Origin of the sequence: Streptomyces sp. NPDC053427, from assembly GCF_044544985.1 — a bacterium.
Lineage (GTDB): Bacteria > Actinomycetota > Actinomycetes > Streptomycetales > Streptomycetaceae > Streptomyces.
In genome coordinates, this window is sequence record NZ_JBITYA010000001.1 from 667,030 (window position 1) to 680,627 (window position 13,598).

At 71.8% G+C, this 13,598-nt stretch carries 15 protein-coding genes and 1 riboswitch; of the genes, 6 read left to right on the forward strand and 9 right to left on the reverse strand.

Annotated elements, in window-relative coordinates; all coding sequences use genetic code 11:
- Positions 1–4 precede the first annotated feature (4 nt).
- Together ACIGWZ_RS02535 and ACIGWZ_RS02540 are read left to right on the forward strand one after the other, a co-directional pair.
- Positions 5–274 (forward strand): hypothetical protein, encoded by a 270-nt coding sequence (locus tag ACIGWZ_RS02535; RefSeq protein WP_400059988.1) that lies wholly within the window; start codon positions 5–7, stop codon positions 272–274.
- Between the two features lie 560 nt (positions 275–834).
- Positions 835–1,206, forward strand: coding sequence for a fic family toxin-antitoxin system, toxin component (locus ACIGWZ_RS02540; RefSeq protein WP_400060784.1), 372 nt, complete (start codon positions 835–837; stop codon positions 1,204–1,206).
- A 196-nt stretch (positions 1,207–1,402) separates the two neighbouring features.
- On the opposite strand, the gene ACIGWZ_RS02545 is transcribed toward ACIGWZ_RS02540, so the two are convergent.
- The 4 genes from ACIGWZ_RS02545 to bioB all read right to left on the reverse strand — a co-directional run bounded on the left by ACIGWZ_RS02545 (position 1,403) and on the right by bioB (position 5,898).
- Positions 1,403–2,077: a class I SAM-dependent methyltransferase gene (locus ACIGWZ_RS02545; RefSeq protein WP_400059990.1), complete on the reverse strand. Its 675-nt coding sequence runs from the start codon at positions 2,075–2,077 to the stop codon at positions 1,403–1,405.
- A 514-nt stretch (positions 2,078–2,591) separates the two neighbouring features.
- Positions 2,592–3,293: a dethiobiotin synthase gene (gene bioD, locus ACIGWZ_RS02550; protein ID WP_400059992.1), complete on the reverse strand. Its 702-nt coding sequence runs from the start codon at positions 3,291–3,293 to the stop codon at positions 2,592–2,594.
- A gap of 132 nt (positions 3,294–3,425) precedes the next feature.
- Positions 3,426–4,733 (reverse strand): adenosylmethionine--8-amino-7-oxononanoate transaminase, encoded by a 1,308-nt coding sequence (locus ACIGWZ_RS02555; RefSeq protein WP_400059994.1) that lies wholly within the window; start codon positions 4,731–4,733, stop codon positions 3,426–3,428.
- On the reverse strand, positions 4,726–5,898 hold the full coding sequence (gene bioB, locus ACIGWZ_RS02560; protein WP_400059996.1) for a biotin synthase BioB: 1,173 nt from the start codon (positions 5,896–5,898) through the stop codon (positions 4,726–4,728). Before bioB ends, ACIGWZ_RS02555 begins: the two co-directional genes overlap by 8 nt.
- 169 nt (positions 5,899–6,067) lie before the next feature.
- On the opposite strand from bioB, the gene ACIGWZ_RS02565 reads away from it, so the two are divergent.
- Positions 6,068–7,282, forward strand: coding sequence for an 8-amino-7-oxononanoate synthase (locus tag ACIGWZ_RS02565; RefSeq protein WP_400059998.1), 1,215 nt, complete (start codon positions 6,068–6,070; stop codon positions 7,280–7,282).
- Positions 7,283–7,469: 187 nt separating this feature from the next.
- The gene (locus tag ACIGWZ_RS02570) at positions 7,470–7,898 is read left to right on the forward strand and encodes an ATP-binding protein (protein WP_400060001.1); all 429 of its coding nucleotides are present in this window, start codon (positions 7,470–7,472) and stop codon (positions 7,896–7,898) included.
- Between the two features lie 12 nt (positions 7,899–7,910).
- On the opposite strand, the gene ACIGWZ_RS02575 is transcribed toward ACIGWZ_RS02570, so the two are convergent.
- A complete protein-coding gene (locus tag ACIGWZ_RS02575; RefSeq protein WP_400060003.1) occupies positions 7,911–8,828 on the reverse strand; it encodes a LysR family transcriptional regulator in 918 nt (305 codons plus the stop codon).
- Between the two features lie 180 nt (positions 8,829–9,008).
- Between ACIGWZ_RS02575 and ACIGWZ_RS02580 the strand changes: the two genes are divergently transcribed.
- Positions 9,009–9,671, forward strand: coding sequence for a LysE family translocator (locus ACIGWZ_RS02580; RefSeq protein ID WP_400060005.1), 663 nt, complete (start codon positions 9,009–9,011; stop codon positions 9,669–9,671).
- Between the two features lie 160 nt (positions 9,672–9,831).
- Here ACIGWZ_RS02580 and ACIGWZ_RS02585 read toward each other — a convergent pair whose 3' ends face one another.
- From ACIGWZ_RS02585 to ACIGWZ_RS02595, 3 genes are all read right to left on the reverse strand, one after another.
- On the reverse strand, positions 9,832–10,305 hold the full coding sequence (locus ACIGWZ_RS02585; RefSeq protein WP_400060007.1) for a C40 family peptidase: 474 nt from the start codon (positions 10,303–10,305) through the stop codon (positions 9,832–9,834).
- Between the two features lie 3 nt (positions 10,306–10,308).
- Positions 10,309–10,495: riboswitch (cyclic di-AMP (ydaO/yuaA leader) on the reverse strand.
- A 292-nt stretch (positions 10,496–10,787) separates the two neighbouring features.
- Positions 10,788–11,096 (reverse strand): hypothetical protein, encoded by a 309-nt coding sequence (locus ACIGWZ_RS02590; protein ID WP_400060009.1) that lies wholly within the window; start codon positions 11,094–11,096, stop codon positions 10,788–10,790.
- Between the two features lie 6 nt (positions 11,097–11,102).
- Positions 11,103–11,738 carry an ATP-dependent Clp protease proteolytic subunit gene (locus ACIGWZ_RS02595; RefSeq protein ID WP_400060010.1) on the reverse strand — a complete coding sequence of 212 codons (636 nt, stop codon included), beginning with the start codon at positions 11,736–11,738 and terminating at the stop codon, positions 11,103–11,105.
- Between the two features lie 59 nt (positions 11,739–11,797).
- Here ACIGWZ_RS02595 and ACIGWZ_RS02600 point away from each other — a divergent pair, with 59 nt between their 5' ends.
- The gene (locus ACIGWZ_RS02600) at positions 11,798–12,112 is read left to right on the forward strand and encodes a type II toxin-antitoxin system Phd/YefM family antitoxin (RefSeq protein ID WP_400060012.1); all 315 of its coding nucleotides are present in this window, start codon (positions 11,798–11,800) and stop codon (positions 12,110–12,112) included.
- Positions 12,113–12,151: 39 nt separating this feature from the next.
- On the opposite strand, the gene ACIGWZ_RS02605 is transcribed toward ACIGWZ_RS02600, so the two are convergent.
- Positions 12,152–13,096, reverse strand: coding sequence for a M28 family metallopeptidase (locus ACIGWZ_RS02605; RefSeq protein ID WP_400060014.1), 945 nt, complete (start codon positions 13,094–13,096; stop codon positions 12,152–12,154).
- Positions 13,097–13,598 lie beyond the last annotated feature (502 nt).

The following is a 13,598-nucleotide window of genomic DNA, read 5'->3' on the forward strand; positions in this document are numbered from 1 at the left end:
AACCGTGGCGAAGACACAATTGAACGTCCGAGTGGACGAGGCCACCGCCGACGCGGCGCGGGAGCGCGCCCTGCAGCGGGGAGTGAGCATGAACCGCTACATCGAGGAACTCGTCCTCCGGGACGTCGGAGAGGTCGGCCAGACCTTCGTCGAGGCCGCCGCCGACTTCATGAAGCAGTACGAACGGGTCTTCACCGAGGAATTCGGCCTCGAGCCCGGCGGGGGCACGGGCCGCGCGGCGCAATCCGACCGCGAAGGTCGGCCGGCCACCTGAACACTCGCCTCAACGATCCCGATGAGGTGATCGCCAACGCGATCGGTCCGAAGGCGATCGGTCCGAAGGCGATCGGTCCGAAGGCGATCGGTTCGAAGGCGATCGGTTCGACAGAATTCACGCCTGATGGCTGAGTTCAAGGACTGCGCGGGCCGCATCGGCTGCATCGCGTGCCGGGGAACGGTCGCCCCAATGGCTACTTCCGGACGACTACGACCACGGCTGGGAGTGCGGCGGGGCTCAGCCGGCCACTGCGGCTTGCTGGATGGGCGAGTGCACCGACGGGCTCCGGCCCTCCGCGCCCGACGCCGAACGGCTGCGCGTCACACCGACCCGCCCGCGACACCGGGCGGGCACACCACCCCCGCCCCGCTCACCCCGCCCTGCTCACCCCGCAGGGTTCATCCCCGCAGGTTCCGCCTCGGCGGTGGTTGGGATACTGAGCACGTGACCCACGAACCGGCCGCCTCCGCCTGACCCGCCGGAGCCGTCTGTCGTACCCGTACCACCACGAATCCCACGAGCCCCACGAGTCCCACGAGACACCACCGGGAGCCGACATCACCCTGCGCATCGACCTCGCCTGGCTGCTCCTGATCGCCGAACACCACACCCCCGGAGACCCCGAAGTCACCGACTGGGGCGCCCTGGTGGCCGCCGTCAGCCGCCACGAGGCGGAGATATTCGGCGTCCCCGTCTACACCGACCCCCAGGACCGCGCCGCCGCCCTGCTCCAACTCCTCCTCCAGGTACCGGCGCTGGAGCGCTCGAACGCGATGTTCGCGACCGCCGTCGCCTACGGCTATCTCGTCGCCAGCGGCCTGAAGATCGCCACCTCACCCGAGCAGGTCCGCGAACTCGCCCGCCTCGTCAAGGAAGGCACGGCGGACGTCCGCGCCATCGCCGACGCCCTGCGCACCTGGACGGCATGAACGGCACACGAACGGCATGAGCGCCCGGCCTCCGCCAAACGCCGGCCTCCGAAAACGCCCGGCCTCTGCCCGCGCCCGGCTACGTGATCGCCCGGCCTCTGCCCGCGCCCGGCTACGTGACGTGCCCGGCCTCTGTTGATGCCCCGTCTCCGTATACGCCCCGCCCCCAACGCAACGGCCTCAAGACGCAACGGCCTCAAGCGATCGGCCGCCGGGCCGTCCCCAGCACCACGGGGGACGACGGCAGCGCCGGTCCCCGCTCCGGCACCTTCAACCGCCGTACGCGCACCACGTCGAACCCGGCCGCCCGGATCTCCCCGAGCGGATCCCGCCAGGTGTGACAGCCGCCCATCAGCAGGGGCCACACCGTACGGTCCAACGACCACTGCACCGCCGCCAGCCCCCGCCCCTGCGCCCGACCGTGCTCGAGGAACCGCAATTCCGCTCCGGGCCGCAGCACCCGCCGCAGCTCCGCCAGTGCCCGTCGCACATCCCGTACGGAGCACAGCACCAGCGACGCCACCGCGACATCGAACGCCTCGCTCTTGACCGGCAGCGCCTCCGCCGTCCCCGGCACCAGATCCACCGGGACCTCGGCCTGCGCCGCGGCCGTCCGGGCCGCCGCCCGCAACGTGGCCTCCGGCTCGATCGCCACCACCTCCGAGACCGTCCCCGGGTAGTGCGCGAAGTTCAGCCCGCTGCCCGCCCCGACCTCGATGACCCGTCCGGCGGCCCCCGTCAGCAGCTCGTCCCGCAGCGCCGCAAAGCCCAGCCGCTGGTCGGCAGCGGGCCCGCAGCAGCGCGCGTAGAACCGGGCGAAGACGGGGTGGTGCACGGTGGTTGGCGGAAGAACGCTCCTGCGCCGCAACATGACGGCCCCCTTCGCCGCTGAACTGTGGCCGATGCTTGCACCCTGTTCGCTGTCGTCCGCTGCTGCCCGCGCGCCCCGAAAGGTGCGCGTGCCTCGACGGGGGCTTGCTCGGCCGCGGATGTCCTGCTGCTTTCACGGGCTGGCTGGGCGTCACGGGTGCGCCGTGGACGCCTTGCCTTGCCGCCTGCCTTGCCGCCTCGCCTCCTCCTCATACTCCGGCAACGATTACGGAGAGTGATATGTTCCCGTGGAGCGTGAGCGGAGGGTAATTAGTTGTTGCGGGGTAATTATTTGTTGCGGTGCCCGCTTGGGTCGCCCATGCCCCCCGTCACCCCGTCGGAAACTCCATGAGCGGACGACGGGGTGACGGGCGGCGGCACTTGTTGGGACGGCGGTACCCGTTCGGCCGCCTGTTGGCGCTCGGCGACGGTGAGGGCCGCGGTGAGAGGGGACGGGGCGAGCGACCTTCACCGCAGGCCTGGGGGCACCTTGAGGGTGCCCTTCCGTCTTGCGGTCAGGACGGGATGCGCAGCGCTCCCGAACCCCCGAGTTCGGGTGTCAGCCACTCCCGTGCCGCGGCCCGGAAGGCGCTCGGTGGCAGGGCGCCGGAGCCCTCCGGGATCAGGCCGAGCAGTGGTGCGCCCGCCGCCTCGGGGAGGTCGGCGAGGTTGCAGTGGGAGGCGAGGTCGGGCTCGGCGGGCCAGCTGCCGATGACGACGCCGAGGCAGTGGAGGCCGTACGTACGCAGGGCCAGGGCGGTCAGGGCTGTGGTGTTGAGGGTGCCGAGGCCTGACTGGGCGACCACCAGGACGGGGGCGTTGGCCAGGCGGGCCGCGTCGGCGAGGGTGTTGCCGTCGGCGTCGAAGCGGACGAGGAGACCGCCGGCGCCCTCGACCAGCACCAGGTCGTGCGAGGCGTCCAGTTTGGCGGCGGCCTCGGCGATCTCGTGCGGAGGGACGGGGGGCCTACCGGCCCGTTGCGCGGCCGTGGCGGGGGCCAACGGGTCCGGGTAGCGGGCGAGTTCGGTCGTGGTGACCGGGCCCGCCAGCCGCGCGACCTCCGCCGCATCGCCCGGCTCGTCGGCGGCGACCCCCGTCTGGGCGGGCTTGAGTACGGCCACCGAACGGCCCTCGGCGAGCGCCGCCGCGGCGATCGCGGCCGTGGTCACGGTCTTGCCGATCTCCGTGCCCGTGCCCGTCACGAACAGCACCGACATCTCTTCGCCTCTCTTCTTCCTTTGATGTGAGTTGTGGCTCGGTTGATGCGAGTTGTGGCTCGGTCGGGCCCTCTCGGCCACGGCCCGTTCCGCGGTGGGCTTTTCCACCGTGGAACGGGCCCCGCGCGCCCTTCAGCCCTCGCGCGCCGCCGCGCACACCGCGGCGCAGATGCGGGCCACATCGTCGTCGCCGGTGATGTACGGCGGCATGGTGTAGATCAGGTCGCGGAACGGCCGCAGCCAGACGCCCTCGCGGACCGCCGCCCGGGTCGCGGCCGCCATGTTCACCGCATGGTCGAGCTGGACGACGCCGATCGCGCCCAGGACGCGTACCTCCCGCACCCCGGCGATGTCCTCGGCCGCCGCCAGGCCGGCCCGTAGCCCGGCCTCGATCCGTTTGACCTCCTGACCCCAGTCCTGGGAGAGGAGGAGGTCGATGGAGGCATCGGCGACGGCGGTGGCGAGGGGATTGCCCATGAAGGTGGGGCCGTGGGCCAGGACCGGGAGTTCGCCCTGGGAGATCCCGTCGGCGACCGCGGACGTGCACAGTGTCGCCGAAAGGGTCAGATAACCCCCGGTCAGGGACTTGCCGAGGCACATGACGTCCGGTGAGACGCCGGCGTGTTCGGCCGCGAAGAGGGCTCCCGTACGGCCGAAGCCGGTGGCGATCTCGTCGAACACGAGGAGGACGCCGTGGGTGTCGCAGGCCTCGCGCAGTACCCGGAGATAGGCGGGGGAGTGGAAGGACATGCCGCCCGCGCCCTGCACCACGGGCTCCACGATCACCGCGGCCAGTTCGTCGGCGTGCCGGGCGATCAGCTCGCGCAGATGCGTCGCATACGCCTCGTCGGGCGCGGCGTCGAAACCGGTCGGCGGCGCGTCCGCGAAGATCTGGCGCGGCAGCACCCCCTGCCACAGCTCATGCATCCCGCCCTTGGGGTCGCACACGGACATCGGCTGCCAGGTGTCCCCGTGGTAGCCGCCCCGCCAGGTCAGCAGCCGCTGTTTGCGCGGCCGTCCGACCGAGCGCCAGTACTGCAGGCACATCTTGACGGCGACCTCGACCGACACCGAGCCGGAGTCGGCGAGGAAGACGTGCTGGAGCGGCTCGGGGGTGATGTCGACGAGACGTTTCGCCAGACGGACGGCGGGCTCGTGGGTGAGCCCGCCGAACATCACATGGCTCATCCGCCCCAGCTGGCCGCGCGCGGCGTCGTTGAGCACCGGGTGGTTGTAGCCGTGCACCGCCGACCACCAGGACGACATGCCGTCCACCAGCTCGTCCTGCCCCTCGACGGGCCGGGCGAGCCGCAGCCGTACGCCCGACGCCGACTCCACCAGCAGCGGCTCCTCCCGGCCGGGCATCGGCCCGTACGGATGCCAGACGTGCTGCCGGTCGAGCGCGAGGAGTTCGCCGGGGGTGAGGGCCGGCTCAGGCATTGGGCGGGAGGTCGGTGCCGGCACCGCGGCGGCGGACCGCGACCAGGTCCCGGCGGGTCTCGTCGGCGGGGGGCGCGGCAACCGTGGCGGCGGGGGCCTCGGCGGCCGGCTGCGCCGCGCCGTCCACGCCGTGCTCCGCTTCCGTACGGGGCTCCGCGTCCGTACGGTGCTCCGGGAGCGTCGTGGTGTCCGTGCCCTCGACCTCGAACCCGGCGTCCGCGATCATCGCGAGATCGTCCTTGCCGGCCTGGCCCTCGCTGGTCAGATAGTCGCCGAGGAAGATGGAGTTGACCAGGTGCAGGGCGAGCGGCTGCATGCTGCGCAGATGCACCTCGCGGCCGCCGGCCAGCCGGACCTCCACGTCCGGGCAGACGAACCGGACCATCGCCAGGATGCGCAGCGCGCGCTGCGGGGTGAGGTTCCACTCCTTGGCGAGGGGGGTGCCCTCGAAGGGGATCAGGAAGTTCACCGGTACGGAGTCCGGGTCCAGCTCGCGCAGCGCGAAGACCACGTCGACCAGGTCGGCGTCGCTCTCGCCCATGCCGGCGATCAGTCCGGAGCAGGCGGACATGCCCGCCGCCTGGGCCTGCTGGACGGTGGAGACCCGGTCGGAGAAGTCGTGCGTGGTGCAGATGTCGCCGTATGTGGCTTCCGAGGTGTTGAGGTTGTGGTTGTACGCATCGGCGCCCGCCGTGCGCAGCCGTTCGGCCTGGCCGTCGGAGAGCAGGCCGAGACAGGCGCACACCTCGACGCCCTCGTTCTGGTCCTTGATGGCGGAGATGGTCTCCGAGACGCGGTCCACGTCCTTGTCGGTGGGCCCGCGGCCGCTGGCCACCAGGCAGACCCGCTTGGCGCCGCCGGCCACTCCCGCGGCGGCCGCCTTGGAGGCGTCATCGGGCTTGAGCCAGGTGTACTTGAGGATCTCGGCCTTCGATCCCAGCCGCTGGGAGCAGTATGAGCAGTCCTCAGGGCACAGGCCCGACTTGAGGTTGACGAGATAGTTGAGCTTGACCCGCCGCCCGAACCACTGGCGGCGTACCTTTCCGGCCGCGGCCACGACATCGAGCAGTTCGTCATCGGACGTCGCCAGCACGGCGAGCGCCTCTTCGCGGGTCGGCAACTCGCGCCGCAGTCCCTTGTCCACCAGTGTGTTCAGCAGGTCCATGGCGTTGATCCTGACGTACGTCACCGCCCCCGGCCAAGGAGGATTCCCACAACACGGCGCGTTCGGGGTGTGTGTATCGCCACACTGTGGCCGTGCGGAACGACCGCTAACGTCTATCGACAGCCCACAATCGAGGCCGGTGGACGAGGCCGAGAGACGAAGGACGCCGATGCTTCAGGACTCCGCCCCGTCGCCGCTCCGCGACGCCTCGCCCGCGACCCTCGCCGAGCCTTCCCGGCGGGCGTACGGCGCGGCCTTCGACTGGATCGACGAGGCGCGCGCCGAACGCCGGCGCGCCGGACTGGTCCGTACGCTGCGCCCGCGCCCCGCCGACTCCCCGCTGCTGGACCTCGCCGGCAACGACTACCTGGGGCTGGCCCGGCACCCCGAGGTCACCGACGGCGCGGCCCGGGCCGCCCGGCAGTGGGGCGCCGGCGCGACCGGTTCCCGGCTGGTCACGGGCAGCACCGAGCTGCATGCCCGGCTGGAGGCCGAACTCGCCGCGTTCTGCGGCTTCGAGGCGGCCCTCGTGCTGTCCTCCGGATACGCCGCCAACCTCGCGGCCGTCACCGCGCTCACCGACGGCGCGACCCTCCTCGTCTCCGACTCGGGCAACCACGCTTCCCTGATCGACGGCTGCCGCCTCTCGCGGGCCCGTGCGCAAGTGGTCCCGCACGCCGACCCGCAGGCCGTACGTGCGGCGCTGAACGGTCACCACGGCCGGGCGCTCGCCGTCACCGACTCGGTGTTCTCCGTCGACGGCGATGCCGCGCCGCTGCCCGCGCTGGCCGCGGCCTGCCGGGCTCATGGCGCGGCCCTGCTCGTCGATGACGCGCACGGCCTGGGGATCCTGGGGGAGGGGGGCCGCGGTGCGATGGCGGCCGCCGGACTCGCCGGCGACGCCGATGTGGTGACCACCGTGACCCTCTCCAAGGCGCTCGGCGCCCAGGGCGGCGCGGTGCTCGGCCCGGCGCGGGTCATCGAGCATCTGGTCAACACCGCCCGGTCGTTCATCTTCGACACCGGGCTGGCCCCGGCGGCGGCCGGCGGCGCGCTCGCGGCGCTGCGGCTGCTGCGCCGCGAGCCGGAGCGTGCGACCCGGGCCCGCGAGGTGGCCCGGGAACTGCACGCCCGGCTCACCGCGGCCGGTCTGGTGGCGGTGCGGCCGGACGCCGCGGTGGTCTCGGTACGGGCGCCCTCCCCGGAGCGGGCCGTCCGCTGGGCGGCCGATTGCCGGGAGGCCGGGCTGGCGGTGGGCTGCTTCCGCCCGCCGTCCGTGCCGGACGGGATCTCCCGGCTGCGGCTCACCGCCCGCGCGGACCTGACGAGCGAGCAGGTCGATACGGCGGTGGCCGTGATCACCACCACCGCGCCGCCGTTCTGAGCCCCGCCGACCGCCCAAATACGGGCGTCCGACGCAGAGTTCACCGCATTGGGCGACATATATCCGCACATCTCGGTGGATCGGCCGCAACACCGTCAGCAAGGGTGACACCCTGGCGCGCACAGCACCGGCCCGGGGCCGTGGCGGATTTCCGCTACCGCCCCGGCGGGAAAGGGACGGCGTCACGATGGCAGACCACCAGGAATCCTCACTCACCCTGCCGAGCGCCCCGGCCTCGGTTCCCCTCGCCCGCCGACATGCGCTGGACGTGCTCGCCGGATGGGGCCTGCCCGCCGATACGGAGTACGCCGACGCGATCCGCCTGATCGTCTCCGAACTCGCCACCAACGCCGTCCAGCACACCTTCGGCCAGTCGCCGACCTTCACCGTCGCCCTCCGCCTCGACCACGACGAGCTGCTGCGGATCGGCGTCACCGACAGTCATCCGCGCCGGCCGCGCCGACTGCCCGCCGCGGTCCAGCAGGACAACGGCCGCGGCATGGTCATCATCCGCTCGCTCGCCGCGGAATCCGGCGGCCGGCTGACCGTCGTGCCCACCGCATGCGGCGGCAAGACCGTCAGCATCGCGATGCCGTGGACGGCCGGCGTCCGCTGAGCGCGCCTCCCGTCACGGCACCGGGGACTTCCGGGTGAACGCTCTGTGCAGCAGGGCCCGCAGGGTGTCCGCGGCCGGGGTGCCGCCCCCCGCGCGGTAGGCCACGGAGATGGTGCGGCGCAGCTCGGGCGGGTCCAGATGGCGGATGCCCAGCGGGGTCACCGAACCGGTCGCCATCATCTCCGGGACCACCGCCACCCCCAGGCCGGCGCTCACCAGGGCACACACCACCCCGTAGCCCGGTGACTCGCAGCGCACCGCCACACTCGCCCCCGCGGCCGCCAGCGCCGCCTCCACCGCCCGCCGGTTGGGGTTGGCCGGGGCCATGCTGACCAGCGGCTGTCCGGCCAGCTCGGCCAGCGCCAGCCGCCCGGTGCCCGCCGACAGGGCGTGGCCGGGGGCCGTGACCAGCACCAGCTCCTCGGTCAGCAGAGGCTCCAGCCGCACCCCGTCCGGCACCGGCACCGCCGCCCCCGGCACATACTCGTGCGTCAGCGCCAGGTCCACCTCGCCGAGCGCCACCGCCGTCGTCTCCTGCGGCGGTACGAACTCCGTCACGCTCAGCTCCACGTCCGGGTGCGCCCGCCGGAACGCGCTGAGCGCGGGCGGCAGCAGATGCGTGCCGGCCGTCTCGAAGGTCCCCACCCGCAGCCGGCCGCCGGACAGCCCCGCCAGCCGGGACAGCTCGTGCCGTGCCAGATCCAGCTCGTCGAGCACCCGTCGCGCCCGTACGAGCAGCAGTTCACCGGCCGCCGTCAGCCGGGCGCCCCGGTGGTGGCGCACCAGCAGCGCCGCGCCCGCCTCCCGCTCGAGCTTGGCGAGCTGCTGGGAGAGCGCGGGCGCGGTGTAGCCGAGGCGCTCGGCGGCCCGGGTGATCGAACCGGCCTCCGCCACCGCCACCAGGGCGGCCAGTCGTGTGGGGTCGTACACAGGAACCCGCCCTTCCTGGAGCATCCGGCCTCTGAGGATCCCCCCTCGAGGACCTCGGCCTCGGCGCCTCGGCCTCAGCCGTAGCCGCTCGGCCTCGGCGCTCAGCCTTAAGAACCTCTTCAGGCAGACCCAGAAGATTGCCCATACCCATTAAAGGCTGCGAGGGGCGACGCTGCTGTCATGGACGGACAGCTGATGGCTTTCACCGGCGTCGCCGCGGGCATGGTCGCCATGCCGGGCGCGGACTTCGCGGTCGTGGTGCGCAATGCGCTCGACACGCGCAAGGCGGGGGTGGCGACCGCCTTCGGGGTCGCGGGCGGACTGCTGGTGCACACCGCGCTGGCGGTGGCCGGGCTGGCGGCGGTGCTGGTCGCGGTGCCCGTGGTGTTCGAGACCGTCCAACTCCTGGGCGGCGCCTATCTGTTGTACCTCGGTGCCGGCGCGCTGATCGCGGTTGCCCGCCATCGGTCCGCCGCCACCGCGCCGTCGGCCGGTGCGCGGGGCGAGGTCCCCGGCCCTCGCCCGACGGTCCGTCTCGGCACCGCGCAGTACCTGCGCCAGGGCTTCTTCACCAACGCGCTCAACCCCAAGGCCCCCGTGCTCTTCCTCAGCCTGCTCCCGCAGTTCGTCCCGGCGGGGCAGCCCGCGCTGCCCCGGACCCTGCTGCTGGCGACGATCGTCGTCGGCATGGCGGCGGTGTGGTTCCCCGCCGTGGCGCTGCTCGTCGACCGGCTCGGCGTCTGGCTGCGCCGTCCGCGGGTGTCCCGCGCTCTGGAGGCCACCACCGGCGTGCTGCTGACGGCCCTGGGCGGCGTCCTGCTCGCCGAGCTGGTCCTCACCTGAGCCGCCGTCCCCTTCCCGGCACCGGACCGTCGGCGTACGGGAAGCTCCCGCACGCCGACGCCGTCAGTGGTTCCCTGGGCGCGCCGGTCACTCCACCGGGCCCGTGGCCAACGCACCCAAGGCCTCCCGACGATTGCCTGAAACCTCCGATCGTCGCAGGTCAGCCCACCCGCCCGTACCAGACGGCGGAGCTCCAGATCCGTTCCAGCCGTACCACCGCTCCCTTCTTCGGCGCATGCCAGATCCGGCCGCTGCCTGCGTAGATGCCGACGTGGTACACGCCGCCGCCGCCATGGAAGAAGACCAGATCGCCGCTTCTGCGCGCCGCGCGGGAGACATGGCTGGTGTCGTTGTACTGCGCGGCCGCGGTACGGGGCAGGACCTTGCCCGCGTGCTTGAACGAGTACCGCGTCAGCCCCGAACAGTCGAAGCGGTGCGGGCCCTGGGCGCCCCACTGGTAGGGGGAGCCCCGCTTGGAGGCCGCGATCCGCAGCGCCGTGGAGGAGACGGCGGCCGCCTCGGCGTCCGGGGTTGCTCCCGGCGCCACAGTGGTGCCCGTGATCGTGACCATCGTGAGGGCGGAGACGGTGCCGGCGCGTGCCAGCAGATGCGGCAGATGTCCGCGCATGCTCATGCGCAACCCTTCGTCAGCCGCCTGCGAAGGGAGACCTGTCGGGTTCGGGCAGGCGAAGATGCCCGGCCGTGCGTACGGCTTCACCCCAAGGAACCCTCGGCCACGAGTGCCGGGGCCCCGTCTTGCTCGGGTCCTCCGCTCCTGCCGATCCAGCCGCTCGACCTGACATCCGGAACGGCGGCAGGATTAGGCGTCCGTCCGGACCGCCCCGTCGCGGTGGCGGGGCCTTGTCGTGGAGGGATCTTCACGCCCCAACCGCCGGAAATCCGGTAAGAAATGCGTTGCGTGACATTGGTCACATTTACACCGAATGGTGACTTATGCCGGTTTTGGCGAGGGTGACGCGAGGGTGGGCGAAGCCGCGACCAGGGGTGACGCGGCAAGTGCCGCATGACGGCCGGGTGCGCTCTGCAAGTTGTCGCCCCTTCGTCGCGCGCGTGCCTGCTACGCCGTACGGGCTCGTCGGCCGGGCGCGTGTCGGGTCATGGCTCGGGCGGCGGCGGTATCGCGACGAGTCCGGCCCGGCGTTCGCCGTCCAGGACCCGCAGTGCCCGGGTCAGCGTCCCGGAATGCAGCTCGCTCTCGCCGCGCTGGTGCATCAGCGCCAGCGCGTCGCGCAGTTCGGCCGCCTTGCCGACCAGCGCCTGGGCCGCGCGCAGGCCGCTGTAAGTGCCGTTTCCGCGCGCCGGATTGATCCGGCCCAGTAGATCCAGCACCTCCAAGTACCGGTCGATCACGTCGCCCTCGGCCCGCGTCAGTGCGGGCAGCGGCGGCAGCTCCGGTGGCAGCACCTTCGTTCACCGCGCGCCGAGCCGGGCGGACGGCTGCTTGCGGCCGCGGGTGAGGCCGTCGATCAGGCCGTACTCCTGGGCGCCGCGGGCGTCGAAGATCTTGTCGCGCTCGATGTCCGTGGCGATCAGCTCGCGCGGCTGACCGGTGTGCAGGGCCAGCAGCTCCTCCAGTTTGTCGCGGGTGCGCAGCAGTTCCGTCGCCTGGATCTGGAGATCGGTGGCCTGGCCCTGGATCGGCTCGGACAGGGACGGCTGGTGGATGAGGACGCGGGCGCTGGGCAGCGCCAGCCGCTTGCCCGGTGTGCCGGCGGCCAGCAGTACCGCGGCCGCCGAGGCGGCCTGCCCCAGGCACACCGTCTCGATGTCGCAGGAGACGAACCGCATCGTGTCGTAGATCGCGGTCATCGCGGTGAACGAGCCGCCGGGGGAGTTGATGTAGAGCGAGATGTCCTGGTCCGGGGCGGCGTGTTCGAGGTGGATGAGCTGCGCCATGACGTCGTTGGCGGAGGTGTCGTCGACCGCGGTGCCCAGGAAGATGATGCGCTCGCTCAGCAGCTTGGAGTAAGGGTCCAGGGTGCGCACCCCGTTGGTGGTGCGCTCGGTGAACTCCGGCAGGACGTAGCGGGCCGTCGGTCGCAGCATGACTGTTCCTCTCCCTCTGTAAAAAATGTACAGGACGTACATCCCGTTAGAATGGCAGCATGGCCTACGAAATTCCGGTGACGCAAGCCCGGGCCGAGCTCGCGGATCTGATCAACCGCGTCGTCTACGGCGGTGAGCGGGTGGTCGTCACCCGCCACGGAAAGCCCCTGGTGGCGCTGGTGTCCGCCGCTGACCTGCAGCTACTCGAAGAGCTGGGGCGGCGGGAGGAGGGCGCCGAGGAGGAGCAGGTGATCAGCACGGTCTCCTCCGTGCGGCACCTGCCGTCCGCTCCGGGCGAACGACGGCGGTTCGGTATCGCGGCAGAACACCGCGACCCGGCCGCCGGGGATCGGCGACCGGGTCGGGAGAAGTGACGGTTCAGCCGACGCTGACCGTACGGGGGAACGGGCGGCTCAGGAGCTGAGCTCCCAGATGGCGTGGGCGATGGCGTCGGTGTTGTTGTCCAGCGCCTTGTCGTCGAGGTTCTTCGACGTGTCGCAGGACTGGTGGTAGCAGGCGTCGAACGCCTTGCCCGCCTCGCCGCCCCAGTTCTTCGCCTGCTCCTCGGTCTTGATGTAGTCGGCTCCCGAGAAGAGGCCGCCGACCGGGACGCCCGCGTCCTTGAAGGAGGCGTGGTCGGAGCGGCCGTCGCCCTCGGTCTCCTTCTCGGTGGCGATGTTCTTGGTCGCGAAGAAGTCCTTGAAGACCTTCTCCAGGCGCGCGTCGTCGTCGTAGACGAAGTAGCCCGGGTTCGGCGAGCCGATCATGTCGAAGTTCAGATACGCGTCGAGCTTCGATGTGCCGGCGCCAAGCTTGTCGACGTAGGCCCGCGAGCCGACCATGCCGTCCTCTTCGTCGCCGAACCAGGCGAACCGCAGGTGCTTGGTGGGCTTGAGGCCCGACTTGGCGACGGCGAGGGCGACCTCGAGGATGCCGGCCGAACCGGAGCCGTTGTCGTTGATGCCGGGGCCCGCGTCGACCGAGTCCAGATGGGCGCCCGCCATCACGGTCTTGCCCTCGTCGCCGCCCGGCCAGTCGGCGACGAGGTTGTAGCCCTTGGCGCCGTTGTTGTCGAACTCCTGGACCTGGGTGGTGAATCCGGCCTGGTCCAGCTTGCCCTTGATGTAGTCGACGGACGCCTTGTAGCCCGGCTGTCCGTGCGCGCGGTTGCCGCCGTTGGCATCGGCGATCGACTGGAGCTGGTCCAGGTCGGCCTTGACGGCCTTGACGTCGATGTCCGGGGCGCCGGCCGGCGCGGGGTCGGCGTAGGCGCCGGCCGCGGTGAAGAGCGTGGCGGCGAGGGCGGTGGCGGCGCCCGTGGCCAGCGCGGCCCGGCGTATTCGTGTGGAACGAGTCACGGTATGGCTCCTGGTGTGGGGGGTTGGTGCGGAGCGTTTTGACGCGCACATGAGGATCGCGATCACTCGTCGAACCGTCAAGAGCGGATACCGGACAGTCGTGTCCGAAGAGCGGGACGCGTGCGCTTTGCGGGAGTTGATGGCTGTTCGGGACGGCATGGCCGCCGGTCCGGTGGCGCCGGACGACGCTCTCCGGGGTGGGGAATTCGCCACTCCCGGCCGCCCTCGCCCGGGAATCGCGGGGCCCGCGGGGCTGCCGAGAATCCGGCCGCGGCGCCGTGACGGGCGGCAATTCGGGCGTGTTACGGCGGGCCCGGGAGTCGGCGCGAACGTGACGCCGCATGTAACGCCACCGAAATCCCGCCGAACTAGCCTCTGGCCGTGGGGCTCTTGATGGTCAAGTGCTGGAAGTCGGTTTGCTCCGCCTTTAAATACTGCGTGGTACATCTAAATGCACAGGTGTGCCCACGCCTGTGACCTGGGGAAATGCGCCCGGGCGGGA